Source organism: Streptomyces sp. NPDC001880 (genome assembly GCF_053594575.1).
This window is the reverse complement of sequence record NZ_JBSFET010000012.1, coordinates 45,707-66,719: the sequence shown is the minus strand read 5'-3', so window position 1 is coordinate 66,719 and position 21,013 is coordinate 45,707. Positions and strand designations below refer to the sequence as shown.

The following is a 21,013-nucleotide window of genomic DNA, read 5'->3' as shown; positions in this document are numbered from 1 at the left end:
TGCTCCGTACGCGGGCGGCGCACCGGTCGCCCCGCCGAGAGTTTCGGCGGGCCCGTCGGTAGCCCCCGACGGGCAGTCGTCAGGAAGGACGCACGCCCTCGTGGCAGCGCATCGAAAACCCAAGCAGCGCCCGTACACCGGCCCTGCTGCCCGCACCGCGGCGACCCTCGCCTTCGCCGGGGCCGCCACCGCCGCCGCACTGCCCGGCGCGGCGCACGCCGACCCGCAGCGCACCCCCGCCCAGGTCAAGGCCGAGGTGGACCGGCTGTACCACGAGGCGGAGGTCGCCACCGAGCAGTACAACGGCGCGAAGGAGAAGGCGTCCGCCGCGGAGGACTCCCTCGACTCCCTGCGCGACGAGGCCGCCCGCAGGACCGCGCGCCTCAACGCCTCGCGCGACACACTGGGTTCGTTCGCCGCCGCGCAGTACCGCACCGGCGGCCTCGGCACGTCCGTGCAGCTGGCCCTCTCCTCCGACCCGGACCAGTACCTGGAGCGGGCGTCGTACGTGGACCGCATCGGCGACCGCCAGGCCGCCGCGCTCGCCAAGGTCCGACGGCAGGTCGCCCAGATCGCCACGCTGCGCGCGCAGGCCAAGGGCGAGCTGGCCGCACTGGCCGCCCGCCGGGCCGAGCTGAAGAAGCACAAGGCGACGATCACGACCAAGCTCGCCGACGCGCGGCGGCTCCTCGACCGGCTGAGCCCGCCCGAGCGCACCGCCTACGAGAACCCCGACCACGGATCGGCCGACGGCGCGCGTTCCGCCGACCGCGCCGACCGCTTCACCGCGCGCGGCCCCGTCGGGGCACCGAACGCCCGCGCCGCCGAGGCCGTCGCATTCGCGTACGGAGCCCTCGGCAAGCCGTACGTCTGGGGCGCCACCGGCCCCTCCTCGTTCGACTGCTCCGGGCTCACCCAGGCCGCCTGGCGCTCCGCCGGCGTCTCGCTCCCCCGGACCACGTACACCCAGATCAATGCCGGCCGGCGCGTCTCGCGTTCCGAACTCGCCCCGGGCGACCTGGTGTTCTTCTACTCCGGCATCAGCCACGTCGGGCTCTACATCGGCAACGGGCAGATGATCCACGCCCCGCGCCCCGGGGCGCCGGTCCGGGTCGCGCCGATCGACCAGATGCCCTTCGCCGGGGCCACGCGGGTGGCATAGGCTCCCGACTCCGATCCGGGTCGACCCGCCATCGGGTCGGCCCGCCGTCGACCAACCGGCCGGAGGACGACCCCACATGCCCATGGACGCCGATGTCCAGACCCATGCCCGTACGCTCGCCCAGCGTTCCCCGGACCACCTCCGGGTCGGACCCTTCACGGTGCGGTACAACCCCAACTGGTCGCTCAAGTACGCCAATTACGCCATACCCGACCAGGGCGCCGAGCCGACCGCCGACGATCTCGACGCGCTGATCGCGGCGTTCCGCGAGCACGACCGGCTGCCCCGGCTGGAGTTCCTGCCCGGGTCGGCGCCCGCGGTCGAACCCGCGCTGCTCGCCGCCGGGTTCACCGTCGAGAACCGGGCCCCGATCATGGCCTGCGCCCCGGGCGAGCTGCTGACGCCGAAACGGGTGGACGCGCTCACGATCACCGAACCGGCCACCGACGCCGAGCTGGCCGCCGCCGCGCTCGTCCAGCACCACGGATACGGCGGGACCGGCGAGCCCGAGGACGGCGTGGCGCAGTGGCTGCGCACCGCGGCCCGGGACGGCGGGGTCGTGGCCCTGGCCACACTCGACGGCGTACCGGTGGGCGCGGGCGGCTGCTCCGTCCCGGTCGACGGCCTCACCGAACTGGCCGGTCTCGCCGTCGCCGACGCCTACCGCCGCCGCGGCATCGGCGCCGCGCTCTCCGCCCATCTGACGGCGACCGCCTTCGAGCGCGACTGCCGGGTGGTGTGGCTGGAGCCGGGCGACGCCGATGTGGAGCGGATCTACGCGGGCATCGGCTTCCGCAGGATCGGCGAGAAGCTGAACATCTCGCTCGACCCGGCCTGACGGGAGCGTCGCCCGCCGACGGAGGCGGCCCGTCGGCGGGCTCGGGCCGGCATCCGGCTCAGACCAGCCGCCGGGCCGTCGCCCACCGGGTCAGCTCGTGGCGGTTGGAGAGCTGGAGCTTGCGCAGCACCGCCGAGACATGGGACTCGACGGTCTTCACCGAGATGAACAGCTGCTTGGCGATCTCCTTGTACGCGTAGCCGCGGGCGATCAGCCGCAGCACCTCGCGCTCGCGCTGGGTCAGCCGGTCCAGGTCCTCGTCGACCGGCGGCGCATCCGTGGAGGCGAAGGCATCGAGGACGAAGCCGGCCAGCCGGGGCGAGAACACCGCGTCGCCGTCCTGGACCCGGAAGACCGAGTCGACCAGGTCGGTGCCGGTGATGGTCTTGGTGACATAGCCGCGGGCACCGCCTCGGATGACGCCGATGACGTCCTCGGCGGCGTCCGACACGGACAGCGCCAGGAACCGCACCGGGTTCTCCACGGCCCCCATCAGCGGGGCGCAGCGGCGCAGCACCTCGACGCCGCCACCGCCGGGCAGATGGACGTCGAGAAGGACGACCTCGGGGCGGGTCGCCGTGATGACGTCGACGGCCTGGTCGACATCGGCGGCCTCGCCGACCACCTCGACGCCGGTCTCCTCGGTGCGGCCGATCTCGGCCCGGACGCCGGTGCGGAACATCCGGTGGTCGTCGACGAGCACGACCCGTACCCGGCGCTCCGGGCCCCCGGCCGCCTCAGTGGTCTCCGTCATCGCTCGCCCTCTCCATCTCCAGCTCGACTTCCGTGCCCCCGCCGGGCACCGAACGCAGTCGCGCCGTACCGCCGTTGCGCTGCATCCGGCCGATGATTGATTCTCGTACGCCCATTCTGTCCCCCGGTACGGAGTCCAGATCGAATCCCGGGCCCCGGTCGCGCACCGAGACGAAGACCGTGCGGCCCTCGACCTCCGCGTAGACCTGCACGGCGCCGCCCTCGCCACCGTACTTGGCGGCGTTGACCATGGCTTCGCGCGCGGCCTGCAGCTGGGCGGCCAGCTTCTCGTCCAGCGGGCAGTCGCCGACCACGACGACCTCCAGCGGGACACCGTGCTTGTCCTCGACCTCGGCGGCGGCACGCTTGACCGCCTCGGCGAGGGTCTCGGGCTCGTCGTCCTCGTCCTTGCCGGTGCCCTCGGGGTTGTACAGCCAGTTGCGCAGTTCCCGTTCCTGGGCGCGGGCGAGCCTGCGCACCTCGCCCGCGTCGTCCGCGTTGCGCTGGATCAGGGTGAGGGTGTGCAGCACCGAGTCGTGGACGTGGGCGGCCACCTCGGCGCGTTCCTGGGCCCTGATGCGCATGGTGCGCTCCTCGGAGAGGTCCTGGGTCATGCGTACGAGGTAGGGGCCGGCCAGCAGCGCGATACCGGTGAGGACGGCGATGGCCGCGGTCATGACGTTGCCGAGCTGGGCCGCGGAGCCGCGTACCACCATGAAGACGGCGAGGCCCAGGCCGACCAGGGCGACCCCGGCGAGCCCCCGGGCCAGATGCAGGACCCGGCGGCGGCTGCCGACCTCCATCCAGCGGGCGCGCCGGGCGTTGTCGGCCTGCCGCCACACCAGTACGGAACCGGCGCCGATCAGCAGCGTGGGCCAGATGTAGCGGTTGGCCCCGCTGCCCATGTCGACGTTGCCGACGAAGATCATGGCACCGAAGAGCAGCGCGATCAGGGCGAATACCTGGCCCTTGTCGGGCTTGCGGAGCCGGCGGCTGCCGTCCGGGGCGGTCACGAAGACCGAGCTCGCTGTCTCGACGCCTCCGACGCCGAGCGGGACGACGATCCAGAACACGGCGTAGAGCAGCGCGCCGAGACCGTCCGCGAAGAACAGGCCGAGGAAGACGAACCGCACCCAGACGACGGGCAGCCCGAGGTGCCCGGCGAGTCCGCGCGCGACGCCGCCCAGCAGCCGTCCGTCGGCGCTGCGGTACAGCTTGCGCAGCGGTGGCTCCTCCGGGTCCGTGGTGCGGGAGCTGGCGGCTCGGGTCGTGGCGGCTGGCATGACCCGATCGTCACATGTCCGTGCGGGCGGCGGTATCAGGGACGGCCCCCAATAGACCCTGAGTGCCCGGCACGCCCCGGCCCCAGGGGCGCGGTGAGCGCCGGCAGGCCCCGGCCCCCAGGGGTCCGGCCGGCCAATATCAGGGATCGGCCAGGGTCGGCGCGGGTCCCGGACGGGCTCCGGGCCCGTCACCATGGAGCCATGACCGTTCCCCAGGGCGCCTCCCCCGGTGTCGCTCCGCCCCCCGATCCGGCACCTCTGCTGCGGCGCAGTCCGCGGCACAAGGTGGTGGCCGGGGTGTGCGGCGGGCTCGGACGGTACTGCGACGTCGACCCGGTGATCTTCCGGATCGTGCTCGGTGTGCTGTCCGTGACCGGCGGCATCGGGCTGATCTTCTACGGCTTCGCCTGGCTGCTGGTTCCCGTGGACGGCGAGGAGGAGAACGAGGCACGCAGGCTGCTGTCCGGCCGGGTGGAGGGGGCCTCGCTGATCGCGGTACTGCTCGCGCTGATCGGCTGCGGCCTCTTCCTCTCCATGCTGGGCAACGGCGGCACGCTGGCGTTCTCCGCGATGCTGTCGCTCGCGGTCGTCGGCTTCGCCGTATGGACGCAGCACCGCAGGACCGCGGCGCCGGAGGACCCACTGCATCCGGCGACCGCGCAGGCCGTGGCGGACGCGCCCCCCGAGGTGAAGGCGCCGCCGTCGCCGGGCAGCCCGTCGTGGTGGCGGGACCCGATCGTCAAGGACGGTACGTCGGGGCCGGTGGGCGCGGGCTATCTGTGGGGTCCGGCCGACGCGGTGCTCCCGCCCCGTGCGGCACACCCCGCGGGTGCCGCGCCGAAGGATCCGTTCCGCGCACCCCGGCAGGGGGCCGGCACCAGGGGCCCGACCTCGATCGGCGGTGTGGTGTTCCTGTTCGCGCTGATCGCGGGCGGTCTGGGCACGGGGCTGAGCTGGGAGTCCCAGCCGCTCGGTACGAGCCTCCAGTTCGGCCTGGCCGCCGCGCTCGCGGTGTTCGGGCTCGGGATGCTGGTCAGCGCGTTCCTGGGCCGGACGGGGTTCGGCACGGTCATGCTGGCGATGACCACGGCGGCCCTGCTGGCGGGCGCGTCCGCGCTGCCCAAGGACATCAGCACCCAGTGGGTGCACGAGGGGTGGCGGCCGGCCTCGGTGTCGGCGGTCCAACCGCACTACCGGCTGGACACGGGGGTGGCCGAGCTGGACCTCACCGGGATCACGATTCCCCGGGGCGGCACCGTCACGACGGGGGTGAAGGTCGGGGCCGGCCGCGCGGTCGTCGTCGTACCGAAGGAAGTGACGGTGAAGGTGGACGCGCGGGCGGGCCTCGGCGACATCACGCTGCCCGTCAGCAGCCCGGGCGACGCCTCGACCGGGCAGCTGGGCGACGCCTCGGCCGGGCAGCCGCTCGACGTGAGCATCGAACCGTCGCTGAACGAACACCGGACGCTTCCCCCGCCCCCGGGCAGCAAACCGGCGGGCACCGTGCAGCTCACTCTCGAAGTCGGCATCGGACAGGTGGAGGTCACCCGTGCTGCGTCATGAGATCCGTCCCGGCCGGGCGGTGGCGGGCGTGGTCATGCTCGCACTGGCGGCGGGATACGCGGCGGACGCCGCAGGGGCCTGGGACGCCCCGTGGATCTTCTTCTTCCCGCTGTTCTTCGGCGGCCTCTGGCTGGCCGCCACCGCGACCTGGGTGAACTACCTGATGCGTCGCCGCCGCGTCGCGAGAAGGGCGTCCGCGGAGAACGCCGCGGCCCCGCCGAGCACCAGCGGCAGCCAGGCCATGAGATAGATCAGGTCATTGCCGAGGTAGTACGGCGTGACCTGCCAACTCACGGTCAGCCACAGGCTCAGCGAGATCAGCGCCCCGCCGAGCGCGGCAAGCCGTGCCCAGAGCCCGAAGAGGGTGCCGAGGCCGACGGCGAGTTCACCGATGGCGATGGCGTACCCGAAGGCTTCCGGGCTCTTCAGCGCGAGGTCGACGAGGGCCGGGATCGCGGACGAGTCGCGTACCGCGTGCAGGGTCTCGCCGATGGAGCCGGGGCCGCTCGCCCGGAAGAAGGCGCTGTCCGTGAGCTTGTCGAGCCCGGCGTAGACGAACGTCAGGCCGAGGAAGATCCGCAGCGGCAGCAGGGCGTGCTCCCGCGCCAAGTCCTTGAGTCCTCTCGGCTCGCCCAGACCCCGTACGTCGAGGCCTGTCGGCTCGCTCAGACCCCGTACGCTCGTATCGCATTCCTGCATGTGACTGCACCGCCTTCCGTAGACCCGTCACCAGACCTTACGTACGCGGCGGTCGTGCTGCTCATCCGGCGGCCCATCCGGTCGGTGCCCATCCCTCCCCTGGGCGTAGCACGGGCCCCGGCGGTCAGTCCGTCACATCGATCTCGACCCGGTTCGTCTCCACTCCGGCGGCGGTGACGACCTGCACCTCCACCACTCCCGGCTCGACCTCCACCGGGACCGGCACGGTCAGGACGCCGTCCGTCGGGTTGGCGAAGCCGCCGTTGACCGGGATCAGCGGCACATGCACATGGACCCGGCCGATCCGGACGACCATGCGGGCCAGCCGGTCCGGTGTCCCTGCGCCGGGCGGTACGAAGCCCGCACCCCGGATCTCGATGTCGTCGCCGGTGCGGACCGGCGCGTCCAGGTCCCCGGCCTCGCGGGCCCGGACCACCGAGAGGATCACCGGGCGCCCGCCCTCCGCGTACTTCCCGGCGAAGTAGGCGAGCGCCGAGACGGTGACCAGCAGCGCCAGCCCCCAGGGCAGGTCCGGCAGCTGCTCGGGGCGGCGGGCGAGGCGGACCGCGGCGAACAGCACGGCGACGGTGCTCACCAGCACGTACTGCACATCGGTGAAGCTGCCCCGCCCGGAGTCGTCGGTGAGCAGATCGGCGGCGCGCGGCCGGTCGGCCCGCAGCTTCTGCAGACGTCCGGACAGGGCTCGTACGGTCACCACCCGGCGTACGACGACGGCGACGGCGCACACCAGCGCGAGCACGGTCACCACGCCGGCACCCCGGGCCAGGTCCAGCCCCTCGATGAGCGCGTCGCGCTCGGCGTGGCCGGAGGCGCCCGCCAGCTGGAGCGCCAGCACGAGTACGGAGAAGACCGCGAGCAGCACCCAGGAGACGGCGACCGCCCGGGAGGTGGAGAGCCGGTTGTCCTCGCCGATCAGCGGGGCGAGGAGGCCGCCGCGGGCGCGGTGGACATGGGCGGCGCCGCTCAGCAGGCCCGCGGTGACGAGTCCGGCGACCAGCCCCGCCGTACGGGCGTTGGTCCAGCCCGCGCCGATGGCGGTGGCGGCCTCGCCGATGATCAGCAGGGCGACGCCGCCCCACACCACGGTCAGGGTGCGCCGCCACACCCGGTACAGCCAGACGTCGCCCGCCTCGCGGCCCCGTTCGGCGACGGTCCTGGCGGACTGGGTCAGCTCGTCCGAGACCCACTGGCGGGTCGCCGTGGCAGACTGCGCGACCCCGGGCGGCAGCCCCTGGCCGGCGGCGAGTTCGTCCCGCTTGGCCAGGAACGCGGCCACCGCGCGCCGGTGGCCCTCGCGCGCCCCGTGCGGGCAGCCGCCGCACGTGCAGCCGCCCCCGTGCGCGCTGCCCGCCCTCGCCTCGTCCAACGCCACTGAGAACGCCGCCCCTTCAAGCCCCGGTGCAGCCAACTCTGCTGCTATTGATGCGAATTGTGCCGCACGAGGGGGCTGTGGACCGCATCGGGGCGGCCCTCGACGCGTATCGTCAGAATGTGCGACTGATCCGGCGCCACAGGGGCTGGTAGTTGATCCACGCCACCAGGTCGCTGCCCAGCTGGTCGCGGGTGGCGACTGCGTCGCGGTGCTCGATCAGCACCGGCTTCCCGGCCGCCCGCGCGGCCAGCTGCACCTGGCAGGAGCGCTCCAGCGCGATGAACCACCAGGCGGCCGCGTCCACCGAGTCGCCGACGGTCAGCAGCCCGTGGTTGCGCAGCACGATCGCCTTGCGCCCGTCGAGCGCGGCGGCGATCCGGCGCCCCTCGTCCTCGTCCACGACGACCCCGGTGTACGCGTCGTAGAGGACATGGTCCTCGTAGAAGGCGCAGGAGTCCTGGGTGATCGGCTCGATGAGCTCGCCCAGCGCGGACAGGGCCCGCCCGTGCACGGAGTGGGTGTGCGCGACGGCGACGACGTCCGGGCGGGCCCGGTGCACCTGCGCGTGGACGGCGAACGCCGCCTGATTGACGTGGTGGTGCCCCTCGACGACCTGCCCCTCGCCGTTGACCAGGATCAGCTCGTCCGGCGTGAGCCCGTCGAACGGGGCCCCGAAGGGGTTGACCCAGAAGCAGTCGGTGAACTCCGGGTCCCGTGCGGTGATGTGCCCGGAGACGCCGTCCTCGTACCCGTACTCCCCGAACAGCCGGAGCGCCCCGGCCAGCCGTTCCTTCCGGTACGCGCGCTCGTCGGCCACGGATTCGTGGACGGGCGGCATCGCGAAGTGGAGCTGGTCCACGGGCACGGGTATGGGCTCGGACATGGCGGCTCCTCGGGGCTCCCAGGACGTACGGAACCGGAAGTTACCGCCGGTTGCCACAAGTGGCCAGGGGTGCCACGGGGAAGACCGCCCGTTCGCTTCGTCTATCGCCGCCGCTGGTTGATCGCGGAGAGGTCGATTTCAAGAGGAAAAGGAACGTCCAGCTTCAGCTTGTTGTGGTGGATGCCCGTCGGCGTGTAGGCCTTCAGTGCCGGATCGAGCTCGTAGACGTACACGATGGGCAGACCGTCCCTGCCCGCCTCAACCCTCCAGAAGTGCACGACCCCGGCAGCTGCGTATTTCCGGGGTTTGACCTCCCGGTCCCTGTCCGCAGACTCTTCCGAGACGACCTCCACCGCCAGGATGACGTCCTCCGGCCTGAGCAAGGTCTGCTTCGGGCCTGTATCCGCCCCCAGCGGAACCACCAGCACGTCCGGCTCCGGCCTGTTCCGGCTGTCCAGCCTGACGCTGAATTCACGAAAGACATCGAGATCGTCCGGCGCCTGTTCAAGGAGAGACGTCTCCAGCAGACGCATGGTCCGCATGTGAAACCTGGTCTGCGGACTCATGAAGACGAGACTCCCATCGATCAGCTCAGTGCGCCGCGGCAGATTCGGAAGCCGGTCGAGATCATCCGCGGTCCAGCCCTGGGGAGGAGGGACCGGGTAGTTGTACTTCTCGTCCAGCTCGTACTCGGGTGCGGCGCTCATGATTGCTCCCATGGGGCAGAGTCTCGTCTCCTCAGCCAGCGTACCCAGCTCATACGACGATGCCGCCGCCCAAACGAATGAGCGACGGCATCGGCATTGACCTTGTGGGAGGTCACTCCCACTCGATGGTGCCCGGCGGCTTGCTCGTCACATCGAGCACGACGCGGTTGACGTCGGCGACCTCGTTGGTGATGCGGGTCGAGATCCGGGCGAGCGTCTCGTAGGGCAGGCGCGACCAGTCGGCCGTCATGGCGTCCTCGGAGGAGACCGGGCGCAGGACGATCGGGTGGCCGTAGGTACGGCCGTCGCCCTGGACGCCGACCGAGCGGACATCGGCGAGCAGGACCACCGGGCACTGCCAGATGTCGCGGTCCAGGCCGGCCGCGGTCAGCTCCTCACGGGCGATGGCGTCGGCCTCGCGGAGCAGGTCGAGCCGGTCCTTGGTGACCTCGCCGACGATACGGATGCCGAGGCCGGGGCCGGGGAACGGCTGGCGCTGGACGATCTCGTCGGGCAGGCCGAGCTCCTGCCCGACCATCCGGACCTCGTCCTTGAACAGCTGGCGCAGCGGCTCGACGAGCTGGAACTCGATGTCCTCGGGGAGGCCGCCCACGTTGTGGTGCGACTTGATGTTGGCGGTGCCGGTGCCGCCGCCGGACTCGACGACGTCCGGGTAGAGGGTGCCCTGGACGAGGAAGGCGACCTCCTCGCCGTCGGCGGCGCCCTCGGCGACGATCTCGGCCTGGGCCTGCTCGAAGACGCGGATGAACTCGCGGCCGATGATCTTCCGCTTCTGCTCGGGGTCGGAGACCCCGGCCAGCGCCTTCAGGAAGCGCTCCTCGGCGTCGACGACCTTCAGCTGGACTCCGGTGGAGGCCACGAAGTCCTTCTCGACCTGCTCGCTCTCGCCCTTGCGCATCAGACCGTGGTCCACGTACACGCAGGTCAGCTGGGAGCCGATGGCCTTCTGCACGAGGGCCGCGGCGACCGCGGAGTCCACCCCGCCGGACAGGCCGCAGATGGCGCGCTTGGTGCCGACCTGCTCGCGGATCAGCGCGATCTGCTCCTCGACCACATTGGTCGTGGTCCAGGTCGGCTCGATGCCGGCACCGCGGTAGAGGAAGTGCTCCAGGACCTGCTGGCCGTGGGTGGAGTGCAGCACCTCGGGGTGGTACTGGACGCCGTAGAGCTTCTTCTCGTCGTTCTCGAAGGCGGCGACCGGCACGACATCGGTGGACGCGGTGACGGTGAAGCCCTCGGGGGCGGCGGAGCAGGCGTCGCCGTGCGACATCCAGACCGACTGCTCGGCGGGCGTGCCCTCGAAAAGCGTGGAGCCGGTCTTGGAGACGGTGAGCGGGGTGCGGCCGTACTCACGGGCACCGTTGTCGTCGACGGTGCCGCCGAGCGTGGTGGCCATCAGCTGGAAGCCGTAGCACATGCCGAAGACCGGGACCCCGGCCTCGAAGAGCGCACGGTCGAGGGAGGGCGCGCCCTCCGCGTACACCGAGGAGGGGCCGCCGGACAGGATGATCGCCCGGGGGTTCCTGGCCAGCATCTCGGCCACCGGCATGGTGGACGGGACGATCTCGCTGTAGACCCGGGCCTCACGGACGCGTCGGGCGATGAGCTGGGCGTACTGCGCGCCGAAGTCGACGACGAGAACCACGTCTGTGGTGGCGTCGGGGGCGGCGGGGGGTGCTGCTGGCACGGGCGGCCTTCCGGCGGTTGAGGGGGGTCTGTTTTGTCGATTCTACCGGGGTTGCGGAGTCGGCCGTCGTCCCGCCCGTACGGGGCGGGAGGCGGACGCCACGGGGGTGCCGGACCGGACTCGGCGTCTCAGTATCCGGGCGCCGTGTTGGTCCGCCTCCGGCGACGGGGCCATACTGAATCCATGCGTCAGCACACGACCTTCGTCTTTACCTATGGCATCCGGCCCGCCGGCTGCCATGGTCGTGCTGCTTGATCCACCGACAAGCAACGTTCCAGGCGCCCCGGGCCGAAAGGCCCGGGGCGCCTTGGCGTTCACGGACCGTCCGGCCTCGGGGACCGCACCCCACGAGGAGTCACCATCATGACCAGCACCGCCCCTGCCAAGAGCGCCCCGGCGAAGACCACCGCCGAGAAGACCGGTGCGCACACCGAGGAGGCCGCCGCGCTCATCGACGACGCGCGGACCCGCATCGACACCCTCGACGACCGGATCATCGGGCTCGTCCAGGAACGGATGGCCGTCTCGGCGGTCATCCAGGAGGCCCGGATCACCTCCGGCGGCCGCCGGATCAACCTCTCGCGCGAGATGGAGATCCTCGCCTCGTACCGGGACGCGCTCGGCAGGCCCGGCACCTCGCTCGCCATGACGCTGCTGGAGCTGTGCCGCGGCCGGGCCTGACACCCGGCGGGCCCCGGGTACCCCGGCGTATCCCAGTTCGGGCCCACTCTCACCCGTACGGCGCGTGACCGGGTCCGGCGCGGCTTCGTTGGTCCCGGTGTCCGTGCCAGCCAGGGGCGGCTCTGGAAAGAAACCACGCGTGGCTCCGCTGGAGCGTGTGGCGTACTGCAGGTACGCCGTGGGACCGCGCCCCAGCGTGCGTGACCGGTCGGCAGGGGACAGCAGCCCGGTCACCCCAGGAAACGGCCGGCTCCGGGGACGCCCGGAGCCGGCCGCGTCCGAGGCCCCACAGGGCCCCACCGGCCGCCTCCCGGCCCGAGGGGCCCTTTCTCATGGCGCGGACGTGAGCGGCGTCACGTAAAGGTTCTCCGGGTATCCGGACAACCATTGCGGCGGACCACGGGTCAACCATGCGGAACCACCGGCCCCGCTCGTGCCTCCTCACGGCGGGCCCGTCCCGACCCCGTATCGCCCCTCGCGATACGCCGGACTCCTGAGGTCGCCATGAAGCTTCGCCGCGCCCTGGCGCCGCAGACCGGTGGCAGTGCCCCGATCCCGTCCACGAAGCCGGCCGACAACCCGACGGGCAAGGGCTCCGTCAGCCTCGCGGAGACGGTTCGTCCTCCGCGCTGCCGGTGTTCGCCACCGCGGGGGGTGCGGCCGTAGTGCTCGGCGCGGGCGCGATGTTCATCGTGCGGCGCCGCAGGAACGGTGACGCCGGCGTGTGACGCGCCGTTTCACCGTGCGCATGGAGGGGCTGCACTCGGAGGGGGGTGCAGCCCCTTTCTGCTGCCCTTACGGTTTCTTCTTCCTCGGCGGGACGGCCGGCAGCCCGAGGAACGGCAGCTTCAGCGCGCCGAAGGCGTCCTTCGGCACGGCCGGTGACCGCGGCTCGACCGCGGACAGCCGCTCGTACACCCCGCCCTGCGCCGGACGCGGGTCCGTCTCGCCCTTGTTGGGCCAGAAGGACATGGCGCGCTCGGCCTGTGCGGTGATGGTGAGCGAGGGGTTGACGCCGAGGTTCGCGGAGACCGCCGAGCCGTCGACCACCGAGATGCCGGGGTGTCCGTGGAGCCGGTGGTAGGGGTCGATCACCCCGTCGTCGGCGGTGGCGCCGATGGGGCAGCCTCCGAGGAAGTGCGCGGTGAGCGGGGTGCCCATCAGTTCGCCCACGTTCGAACCCGCGAAGCCGTTGATCTCCTCGGCGAGCAGCCTGGCGCTGCGCGTCGCCGCCTCGATCTGGGTCGGGTTGGGCGCTCCGTGCCCCTGCCGGGCGGTGAGCAGGCCCTTTCCCACGCCGCCCGGCTTGCGGTACGTCGTCAGGGAGTTGTCGAGCGACTGCATGACGAGCCCGATGATGGTCCGTTCCGACCAGCGGCGGTTGGAGAGCGACCGGGCCGCGAGCGCGGGGTGCTTGACCAGTTCGAGCAGCCATCTGCGCACCCGGTGCGCGCCGTACGGCACCTGGAGGATGGTCAGCGCGCCCATGGAGTTGGAGCCCTTGCCGTAGCGGACCGGCTCGATGTGTGTGTTCTCGTCCGGGTGGATCGAGGAGGTGATGGCGACGCCGCGGGTGAAGTCGGCGCGCGCGGCCCCGTGCTTCCTCCGGTAGCGCCGGTCGCTGGTCTGCGAGCCCACCAGGGCCTCGGAGTTGGTGCGGGTCAGCTCACCGAGCCGGGAGGAGATCCGGGGCAGCAGACCGGTGTCCTTCATCCGGTGCAGCAGTGTCTGGGTGCCGTACGTGCCCGCGGCGACGACGACCTCGCGGGCGGTGAACCTACGTCCCTTCCCCTTCTTCCGGTTGTCGGTGGGGAGGGTCTTGACCGCGTAGCCGCCCTTGGAGTTCTCGGTGACCGCGACGACCGAGGTCATCGGGTGGATGACCGCGCCCGCCCTCTGAGCGAGGTGGAGGTAGTTCTCGTTGAGGGTGTTCTTCGCGCCGTGCCGGCAGCCGGTCATGCATTCACCGCACTCGGTGCAGGCCTTGCGGGCGGGCCCCGCCCCGCCGAAGAACGGGTCGGCGACCTCGCCGCCCGGCCGGGCCCTCGCCGTACCGTCGCCATCCTTCCCGTCCCCGAAGAAGACGCCCACCGGCGCCATGTGGAACGTGTCGCCGATGCCCATGGCCTGCGCGGTCGCCTTCAGGTGGACGTCCGACGGGGTCATGGTCGGGTTGAGCCGGACCCCCAGCATCCGCTTGGCCTGGTCGTAGTACGGGCCCAGCTCCTCGCGCCAGTCGGTGATGTCCTTCCACTGCGGATCGTCGAAGAACGGCGCGAGCGGCTCGTACAGGGTGTTGGCGTAGTTCAGCGAACCGCCGCCGACGCCCGCGCCGGCCAGCACCATGACGTTGCCCAGCAGGTGGATGCGCTGGATGCCGTACAGACCGAGCCTTGGGGCCCACAGGAAGTTCTTCAGGTCCCAGGAGTTCTTGGGCAGTTCGGACCGGGTGAAGCGGCGACCCGCCTCCAGCACCCCGACGCGGTACCCCTTCTCGGTCAGCCGCAGGGCCGAGACCGCACCGCCGAAGCCCGAGCCGACCACGAGCACGTCGTAGTCGTAGGCGTCGTCGTCGGTCTTCTCCGGGGCGACGGACCGATTCTGGGCAGGGCTGTCCTGGGACACGGCTCTCCTCGGTGCGAAACGGGCGGAAGGTGCTGCGGCGCCACCGGTGTCAGCGCAGGCGGAGCGCCTTCATCGCCTTGAGGCTGACGCTCATGAACGCCGCGTACTTCTCGTCGTCCATACCGAAGGACGGGGCGAGCGGGATCAGCCGCTGCTGGGCGACGGTCTGCGCCTCGGTGTACTTGAGGATTCCCTCGGAGCCGTGCCTGCGGCCGAGGCCGGAGTCCTTCATGCCGCCCATCGGGGACTGCACGCTGCCGTACGCGGGGGCGTACCCCTCGTTGATGTTGACGGTGCCGGTCCGCAGCCGGGCGGCGACCCGGTGGCCGCGCCTGGAGTCCTTGGTCCAGACGCTGGAGTTCAGGCCGTACGGGGTGGCGTTGGCGAGGGCGACGACCTCGTCCTCGTCGGTGAAGCGGTAGACGGAGACGACCGGGCCGAAGGTCTCCTCGCTGCAGACGGCCATCGGGGCCTCGACGCCGTCGAGGATGGTCGGCTCGTAGAACAGCGGGCCGATGTCGGGCCGGGCGACCCCGCCCGCGACCAGCCTGGCGCCCTTCTCGACGGCCTCGGCGACATGCCGGGTGACGGTCTCCAGCTGGCGCTCGCCGACCAGGGAGCCCATGTCGGCGCCGTAGGCGAGGGCGTTGCCGAGCCGCATGGCCTTCGTACGGGCGGCGAAGCGGGCCACGAAGTCGTCGGCGATCGACTCGTGGACGTACAGCCGCTCGATGGAGATGCAGAGCTGCCCCGCGGAGGAGAAGCAGGCGCGGACGGCGCCCGCGGCAGCCTTCTCCACATCGGCGTCCTCCAGGACCAGCATGGCGTTCTTGCCGCCGAGCTCCAGCGAGACACCGACGAGCCGGGCCGCCGCGCCCTGCGCGACCTCGCGGCCGGTGCGGGTGGAGCCGGTGAACGAGACATAGTCGGCGTGCTTGACGACCTCGGGGCCGACGACGGGCCCCTCGCCGAGCACGACCTGGAACACCTCGGCGGGCAGCCCGGCCTCGATCAGCAGGTCACGGGCCCACAGCGCGGTCAGCGCGGTCTCCGTGTCGGGCTTCATCACGACGGCGTTGCCGGAGACGAACGCGGGCAGCGCGTCGCCGACGGACAGCTCGAACGGGTAGTTCCACGGGGCGATCTGCCCGATGACGCCGCGCGGCTGGCGCAGCTCGGTGACCTTGGTCAGGGTCGGCACGACCCCGGTGTGCCGCTTCGGCTTCAGGTACGCGCCGGCCCTGCGCCCGTAGTGGCGGGCCGAGACGGCAACGGCCTGCACCTCCTCGTGGGCGTGCAGCCGGGCCTTGCCGGTCTCCAGCTGGATGAGGTCGAGCACCTCGGCCTGACGGCTGAGGACGAGGTCGTGGAAGCGGAGGAGTACGGCGGCCCTGGCGCGGACGGACGTCGCGGCCCAGGCGGGCTGGGCGGCACGGGCCCGCTCGAAGGCTCTCGCCACGTCCTCGGGGGTGGACTCCGGCAGGTCGGCCAGCTTCTCCCCGGTGAAGGGGGTGTGGTTGGCCGTGCGGCCCGATCCGGCCACACCCCGGGTCAGCTGGGCGACCACCTCAGGGGTCACCACATCGGCAGCGGTGCGCACCCCTGCGGGGGCGGTGGCCACCGGATTGGTGCCGAGCGGGGCTGCGGAGGTGGACATGGAGGCCTGCGAGTCCGTCATGAGGCCGAGAGTACGTCCAGCCGCACACTTTGGGTACCCGTGAGTAACAGGTTTTCACACTCCCCACAAACGAGCCAGCGATCACTGGCAACAAAGCCCCTGATCAGGAACCCTGCGGTCGCCGAACGGTTGGGCGGACCTCAGCCGGGGCTGCCGGGCGCACGCCATCCGCGCAGCATCGTGTCGAACTGCGCCCGGGTCGTGTCCCAGTCCTCCGCCGGGCCGGTCATGTACAGCGCGTACTCCGGACCGCCCTGCTCCCCGAAGTACATCTGGTCGATCGCGTGACGCGGCCCCGGGTGGTCCTTGGTCTCGGTCCAGGTGAACTCCCAGAGCGAGCCCGGCCGGTCCCGGTACGTGTTCGAGTGCAGGGTCTTGCGCTGGTAACCGGGAAGCCGTTCGGAGAGCTGCGTCTCCAGGCTCAGCATGTGCATGTACGGGTTCTCGAAGTCGGGCGACGGATCGATGCTGATCCGGATGTAGTGCACGCCGTTGTCCGGGGTGTAGTCGACCTGGTTGCCGTCCGCCCGGCGCACCCAGCCCTCGGGCACCATCAGGCTGAAGCCCTCGGGGTCGTTCACCCGCTTCCAGCCGTTGGGCACGTCCTGCACCCGCACGTCGGGCTTGGCCGAAGACGGGGCCTCGGCGTCGGGCTTTCCGGCGTCGGGCTTTCCGGCGTCGACGGGCGCGTGCGTGCCCGTGCCGTCGCGTCCGGTGGCGTTCTCCGTCCGGTCGCCGTACTTCATCGCGGCGAGTCCCGCGCCGCCGCCGACCAGCGCCGCGGCCGCGATGACCAGGACCACGGTGCGCCAGCGGCCGCGGCTGCGCCGGACCGGCGGGGCCGGGGCCGGTGGGTGGGGCAGCTGAGTGGTTCCGGGGCCGGAGGGACTGTCCGGGCCCAGCGAGCGCAGGACCTCGTCGGGGACGCTCTGCGTCGGCACGAACGCCTGGGCGGCCACGGGCGCGCGGCCCTCCATGGCCTCCAGCAGCATCCGTTCCGTCTCCGCGGCCGACGGACGCTCGTCCGGCTCCTTGCGCAGCAGCGCGGTGATCACGGGGGCCAGCGGGCCGGCCCGGCCGGGCGGCGGGGGTTCCTCCGCGACGACGGCCTGCATCGTGGAGATCGGGGACGTACGGCGGAACGGCGAGCGCCCCTCGACCGCGGTGTAGAGCGTGGCGCCGAGCGACCACAGGTCGGACGCCGGGCCCGGGTCGCCGCCGCGTACCCGCTCGGGTGCCAGGTAGTCGATGGAGCCGACCAGTTCACCGGTCCTGGTGATGGTCGAGTCGCCCTCGATGGCGGCGATCCCGAAGTCGGTCAGCAGCACCTGCCCGTCCTTGGCGAGAAGCACGTTGCCGGGCTTCACGTCACGGTGCAGGACACCCGCCCCGTGCGCGGCGCGCAGGGCACTCAGCACATGGAGGCCGATCCTGGCGGCCTCGCGCGGCTCGATCTCGCCGGACTCCTTGGCGGCGTCGGCGAGGGACGGGCCGTCGACGTACTGCATGACGATCCACGGCCGGTTGTCGTACTCGATCACGTCGTGCACGGTGACCACGCCCGGGTGCGTGATCCGGGCGGCCGCGCGGGCCTCCTTCTGTGTGCGGGCGTGCAGCACGATCCGGTCCGCCTCCGCGACGTACATACCGGCGGTCAACTCCTTGACCGCGACCGTGCGGTGCAGCACCTCGTCGTGGGCGCGCCACACCTTGCCCATGCCGCCGCGCCCGAGGACTTCGCCCAGCCGGTACCTTCCGGCCAACAACAGTCCCGTGTCCGTGCTCTGTGATCGATCCACGTGTCCCCGCCCCGTTCCTCGGGTGCCAGATTACGGAGCGGACGCACGGCCACGGAACCTCGCACCGCCCACAAAACCGCACTGTGATGCTTGTCGCTCCCCACCGGCCGGGTGTTGTACGGAGAGTTTCAGTGCGTCACTCGGTAGGAGGAGATGGCTTGTTCGTAGATGTCCGAAACCTTGTCGCGCCGGTGCTCCGGGCCGATGACCTGGATGATGTGGTACCGGCCGCCCACGGCCATCACGAGGTTGCGGGCGTACACCTCGCGCCCGGACGCGTCCTGCCAGGTGAACTGGCCCTCCGCCATGGCCTGTCGCCCGACGTCGATCCGGCGCAGCCCGCTCGACCCCGACCAGGTGGAGTCGCGGAATTGCTGCAACTCCAGCTCCTTGTCGGCCTGGTACGCCAGTGGGTCGTCGCCGCCGGCCTTGACGGTGTCCCGGCCCGGGACGATCAACAGGCTGAAGCCGTCGCTGCCGTAGCGGATCTGACGGTCCGCGTTGGCGGGGGTGCGCTGCCAGCCCTTCGGCACGCCGACCTCGAAGCCCTCCGGGTCCTTGCGCAGGGTGTAGCCGGGGGCGAGCGCGACGGCGGAGCGGCTGGTCTGCGGCTGCTGCGCACCGGGTGACCGCGAGGACCCCGAGTCGCCGGACCCGCCGGTGCCGGGCTCCGGCGAACCGGACGTCGACGAAGCCGGGTCCGTGGTGCCCTTGCCCGATTCGGTGTCCGCCTTGGGCATGAACATCACGGCGTACGCGATGGCCGCGACGAGGGCCAGCAGGATCAGCGCCAGGAGCAGCCGCCCGAGCCGCCGTGGTGCCCGCCGCTCGCCGTCCCGGGGGCGGGGCGGGGTGCGCAGCGCCTTGGGGCCCTTGGGCTCGCGCGGCGGCCGGGGAGGGTGGGGGGCCTGGGCGACCCGGGGGGCCTCCTCCGGCCCGGGGCTGTCCAGCCGGTCGGCTCTGTCCTTGGTGTGGCGGTGGCGGCCGTGGGCCGCGTTCCTGCCGCGCCGCCTGCGGACCAGCTCGCCCCTGCGGCGTACGACGGGAAGCCGGGCGCTGTCGGCGGACGGCAGGGTCACGACGTCCAGACCGGCCTCGGGCTCGGGCGCCGAGCGCACCAGGGAGCGCAGCCAGCCGCTCAGCTCCTCGAAGTCCGGCCGCTCGGTGGGGTCCTGACGCAGCAGGGACTCGACGACGGGGCGCAGCGGGCCGCACTCCTCGGCGAAGGCGGGCGGTTCCCCGCACACCATCTGGACGAGCTCGGCCGCGTTCTCCTCGGGGTAGGGAGCGTGGCCCTGGACGGCGCGGTAGAGCAGCGCGCCCAGTGCCCAGAGGTCGGTGGCGGGTCCGATCGGCGGGGCCAGCCGCCAGTTCTCGTGGACGGGGCCGGCCTGCTCGGGCGCCCAGCGCTCGGTGACCGCGCCGACCACGGCGATCCGGGCCTGCCGGGCGCGCTCGGCGGCGAGGGGCGTGGCGGGGCCCCGGTAGACGGAGTCGGTACGGCCCCTCTCGGGGTCCTCGCCCCAGCGGTCCGGCTGCCGCTGACCGCCGGGGCGTTGGGCGGGCAGTGCCGGGGAGTCGTCGCGGCGCCGGACGTCCGAGCCTCCGGCGGGGACGGGGCGCCCGGACGTGGGGCCGTCGCTCCAGGAGCCGGTGAGATGCAGCCGCCGCGCGGGCGGGCGACCGTCCTCGTCGTCGTCCCAGTCGTCGTGGGAGACCTCGGCGTACGGGTCCTGGGCGTACAGGTCCTTGGTGTACCGGTCGTCGGTGTACCGGTCGCTGGTGTACGGGTCGTCGGTGTACCGGTCGTCGGTGTACCGGTCGTCGGTGTACCGGTCGTCGGTGTACGGGTCGTCGGTGGCGTGGCTCCGGGGGCCGACCGGTCCGGTGTCCTCCGGCCGTGCAGAGCGCTGGGCCGGCAGGCTACCGGTGTCCTCCGGCCGTGCGGAACGCTGGGCCGGCAGGCTACCGGTGTCCTCCGGCCGTGCGGAACGCTGGACCGGCAGGCTACCGGTGTCCTCCGGCCCGGCCGCCCCGGGGCGGTGCCGGTCATCGGTGACGCGTGCGGCGGCGCGGGCGCCCTCGCGGTAGGCGGCGATGGCCCCGGCGCGCGCGGCCCGCAGGTGTGCGGCGTCCGCCGTCCCGCCGCGGCGGTCGTCGGGGTGGTCGCCGTCGGTGTACGGGTCCTCGCCGTGCGGGTCCTCGCCCTGCCGGTCTTCGCCGTGCGGGTCCCCGCCGTGCGGGTCCTCGCCGTGCGGGTCCTCGCCGTGCAGATCGGCAACGTCATCGTCGTGGGGGTCGGTGGTCACGCGGCCCGCCTCTATCGCCGCCGGGCCGCGTGAGGCAGGTACCCCGGCCGCGGGGGCGGGCACGGACGGCATGGGCGGTACGGCGGGCGGGGGCGGTGCGTACGTCCCGGCCGGGCCCGTGCCGATCGCCGGGCGGCGGAAGCCGTCCTCGCCGCCGTATCCGGCCTCGTGCCCGTATCCGTCCTCGTGCCCGTCCTCGTCCTCGTCGGGCTGCGGTGTCGGCACGTAGCCGCAGAGCGCCTCCTGTGCCGCCCCGGCCGCCAGGCCGGTCAACACGACCCGGCCGTCGTCACAGATCAGCACCGTGCGGACGGTGATGTTCCGGTGGGTCCAGCCGTGTGCGTGCAGCACCCGCAGCGCGGTCAGCACGTCGGAACCGATCTCGGCGGCCCGGAAGGGGTTGAGCGGCCGCTCCGTGAGCAGGGCGGCGAGCGAGCGGGCCGCGACGAGTTCGCTCACGATCCAGAGCGAACCCTCCTCGGCGAACACGTCGAAGACCTGGGCGAGCCTGGGGTGATCGGGGACCTGGGCCGCCGCCTGCGCGGCTTCCACGGCGCGCTGGACCGCCGGGTCCGCGGGGGCGCGCCCGACCTGGCCGGTGACGCGACGGACCACAGGGGCCGGACCGTCGGCGTCGAGCACCTCGGCGTCCACCACCTCGGGCAACGGCACCTGCCGGACCAGGACTTCCTGCCCGCTGTAGGTGTCGAACGCCCGGGTCTCGACCGTTTCGTACTCATCGTTCGAAGACAGCGGAAGGCGGTAGCGGTCGGCAAGCACCCGACCCGCGTAGTCGTCCACGACGCCTCCCCAGAGCGCGCTGTCCCCGGTCACGAAGACCGCGTCGATCCGTCAATTGCGGTCACTTACCGTGTAATTGCCCCACCGTTCCCGCTGCGTACGGTCTTCAGGCTCTCACGATACGGGGCAAG

General features: G+C 72.3%; 15 protein-coding genes. 4 read left to right on the top strand and 11 right to left on the bottom strand.

Going from position 1 to position 21,013, the window contains the following annotated elements; genetic code table 11:
• The first annotated feature begins 100 nt into the window (after positions 1–100).
• Both ACWCQ6_RS10315 and ACWCQ6_RS10310 read left to right on the top strand, forming a co-directional pair.
• Positions 101–1,162, top strand: a complete 1,062-nt coding sequence (locus tag ACWCQ6_RS10315; protein ID WP_451087429.1) for an NlpC/P60 family protein — start codon at positions 101–103, stop codon at positions 1,160–1,162.
• A 76-nt stretch (positions 1,163–1,238) separates the two neighbouring features.
• The gene (locus tag ACWCQ6_RS10310; protein WP_451087427.1) at positions 1,239–2,000 is read left to right on the top strand and encodes a GNAT family N-acetyltransferase; all 762 of its coding nucleotides are present in this window, start codon (positions 1,239–1,241) and stop codon (positions 1,998–2,000) included.
• A 58-nt stretch (positions 2,001–2,058) separates the two neighbouring features.
• On the opposite strand, the gene ACWCQ6_RS10305 is transcribed toward ACWCQ6_RS10310, so the two are convergent.
• Entirely contained in the window at positions 2,059–2,754 is a 696-nt protein-coding gene (locus ACWCQ6_RS10305) for a LuxR C-terminal-related transcriptional regulator (protein WP_451087425.1), read from the bottom strand.
• Positions 2,738–4,036, bottom strand: coding sequence for a PspC domain-containing protein (locus tag ACWCQ6_RS10300; RefSeq protein WP_451087423.1), 1,299 nt, complete (start codon positions 4,034–4,036; stop codon positions 2,738–2,740). The genes ACWCQ6_RS10305 and ACWCQ6_RS10300 overlap by 17 nt, the downstream gene beginning before the upstream one ends.
• Before the next feature lie 201 nt (positions 4,037–4,237).
• Between ACWCQ6_RS10300 and ACWCQ6_RS10295 the strand changes: the two genes are divergently transcribed.
• Positions 4,238–5,599, top strand: coding sequence for a PspC domain-containing protein (locus ACWCQ6_RS10295; RefSeq protein ID WP_451087421.1), 1,362 nt, complete (start codon positions 4,238–4,240; stop codon positions 5,597–5,599).
• Positions 5,600–5,755: 156 nt separating this feature from the next.
• Here the strand turns inward: ACWCQ6_RS10295 and ACWCQ6_RS10290 are convergent, their stop codons facing one another.
• From ACWCQ6_RS10290 to guaA, 5 genes are all read right to left on the bottom strand, one after another.
• The gene (locus tag ACWCQ6_RS10290) at positions 5,756–6,298 is read right to left on the bottom strand and encodes a DoxX family protein (RefSeq protein ID WP_451087419.1); all 543 of its coding nucleotides are present in this window, start codon (positions 6,296–6,298) and stop codon (positions 5,756–5,758) included.
• A 124-nt stretch (positions 6,299–6,422) separates the two neighbouring features.
• Positions 6,423–7,691 carry a hypothetical protein gene (locus ACWCQ6_RS10285; RefSeq protein WP_451087417.1) on the bottom strand — a complete coding sequence of 423 codons (1,269 nt, stop codon included), beginning with the start codon at positions 7,689–7,691 and terminating at the stop codon, positions 6,423–6,425.
• 112 nt (positions 7,692–7,803) lie between these two features.
• Positions 7,804–8,574: a class II aldolase/adducin family protein gene (locus ACWCQ6_RS10280; protein WP_451087415.1), complete on the bottom strand. Its 771-nt coding sequence runs from the start codon at positions 8,572–8,574 to the stop codon at positions 7,804–7,806.
• 101 nt (positions 8,575–8,675) lie between these two features.
• On the bottom strand, positions 8,676–9,281 hold the full coding sequence (locus ACWCQ6_RS10275; protein ID WP_451087560.1) for a Uma2 family endonuclease: 606 nt from the start codon (positions 9,279–9,281) through the stop codon (positions 8,676–8,678).
• Between the two features lie 112 nt (positions 9,282–9,393).
• Complete coding sequence (guaA, locus tag ACWCQ6_RS10270) at positions 9,394–10,989, bottom strand: glutamine-hydrolyzing GMP synthase (RefSeq protein WP_451087413.1); 1,596 nt, start codon at positions 10,987–10,989, stop codon at positions 9,394–9,396.
• A 363-nt stretch (positions 10,990–11,352) separates the two neighbouring features.
• Between guaA and ACWCQ6_RS10265 the strand changes: the two genes are divergently transcribed.
• Positions 11,353–11,670, top strand: coding sequence for a chorismate mutase (locus ACWCQ6_RS10265; protein ID WP_451087411.1), 318 nt, complete (start codon positions 11,353–11,355; stop codon positions 11,668–11,670).
• A 795-nt stretch (positions 11,671–12,465) separates the two neighbouring features.
• Here the strand turns inward: ACWCQ6_RS10265 and ACWCQ6_RS10260 are convergent.
• The 4 genes from ACWCQ6_RS10260 to ACWCQ6_RS10245 form a co-directional block, all read right to left on the bottom strand.
• The gene (locus ACWCQ6_RS10260; protein ID WP_451087409.1) at positions 12,466–14,295 is read right to left on the bottom strand and encodes a GMC oxidoreductase; all 1,830 of its coding nucleotides are present in this window, start codon (positions 14,293–14,295) and stop codon (positions 12,466–12,468) included.
• A 49-nt stretch (positions 14,296–14,344) separates the two neighbouring features.
• Complete coding sequence (locus ACWCQ6_RS10255) at positions 14,345–15,973, bottom strand: succinic semialdehyde dehydrogenase (protein WP_451087407.1); 1,629 nt, start codon at positions 15,971–15,973, stop codon at positions 14,345–14,347.
• Between the two features lie 140 nt (positions 15,974–16,113).
• Positions 16,114–17,739 carry a serine/threonine-protein kinase gene (locus tag ACWCQ6_RS10250; protein ID WP_451087405.1) on the bottom strand — a complete coding sequence of 542 codons (1,626 nt, stop codon included), beginning with the start codon at positions 17,737–17,739 and terminating at the stop codon, positions 16,114–16,116.
• Between the two features lie 161 nt (positions 17,740–17,900).
• Positions 17,901–20,882, bottom strand: a complete 2,982-nt coding sequence (locus ACWCQ6_RS10245) for a protein kinase (RefSeq protein ID WP_451087558.1) — start codon at positions 20,880–20,882, stop codon at positions 17,901–17,903.
• Between the last annotated feature and the right edge of the window lie 131 nt (positions 20,883–21,013).

What these genes read in the sequence shown, in the direction of transcription:
- ACWCQ6_RS10305 (WP_451087425.1), bottom strand. Translation starts at nt 2,754, where the DNA reads ATGACGGAGACCACTGAGGCGGCCGGGGGCCCGGAGCGCCGGGTACGG.
- ACWCQ6_RS10290 (WP_451087419.1), bottom strand. Translation starts at nt 6,298, where the DNA reads ATGCAGGAATGCGATACGAGCGTACGGGGTCTGAGCGAGCCGACAGGC.
- ACWCQ6_RS10275 (WP_451087560.1), bottom strand. Translation starts at nt 9,281, where the DNA reads ATGAGCGCCGCACCCGAGTACGAGCTGGACGAGAAGTACAACTACCCG.
- ACWCQ6_RS10295 (WP_451087421.1), top strand. Translation starts at nt 4,238, where the DNA reads ATGACCGTTCCCCAGGGCGCCTCCCCCGGTGTCGCTCCGCCCCCCGAT.
- ACWCQ6_RS10300 (WP_451087423.1), bottom strand. Translation starts at nt 4,036, where the DNA reads ATGCCAGCCGCCACGACCCGAGCCGCCAGCTCCCGCACCACGGACCCG.
- ACWCQ6_RS10265 (WP_451087411.1), top strand. Translation starts at nt 11,353, where the DNA reads ATGACCAGCACCGCCCCTGCCAAGAGCGCCCCGGCGAAGACCACCGCC.
- ACWCQ6_RS10255 (WP_451087407.1), bottom strand. Translation starts at nt 15,973, where the DNA reads ATGACGGACTCGCAGGCCTCCATGTCCACCTCCGCAGCCCCGCTCGGC.
- ACWCQ6_RS10280 (WP_451087415.1), bottom strand. Translation starts at nt 8,574, where the DNA reads ATGTCCGAGCCCATACCCGTGCCCGTGGACCAGCTCCACTTCGCGATG.
- ACWCQ6_RS10310 (WP_451087427.1), top strand. Translation starts at nt 1,239, where the DNA reads ATGCCCATGGACGCCGATGTCCAGACCCATGCCCGTACGCTCGCCCAG.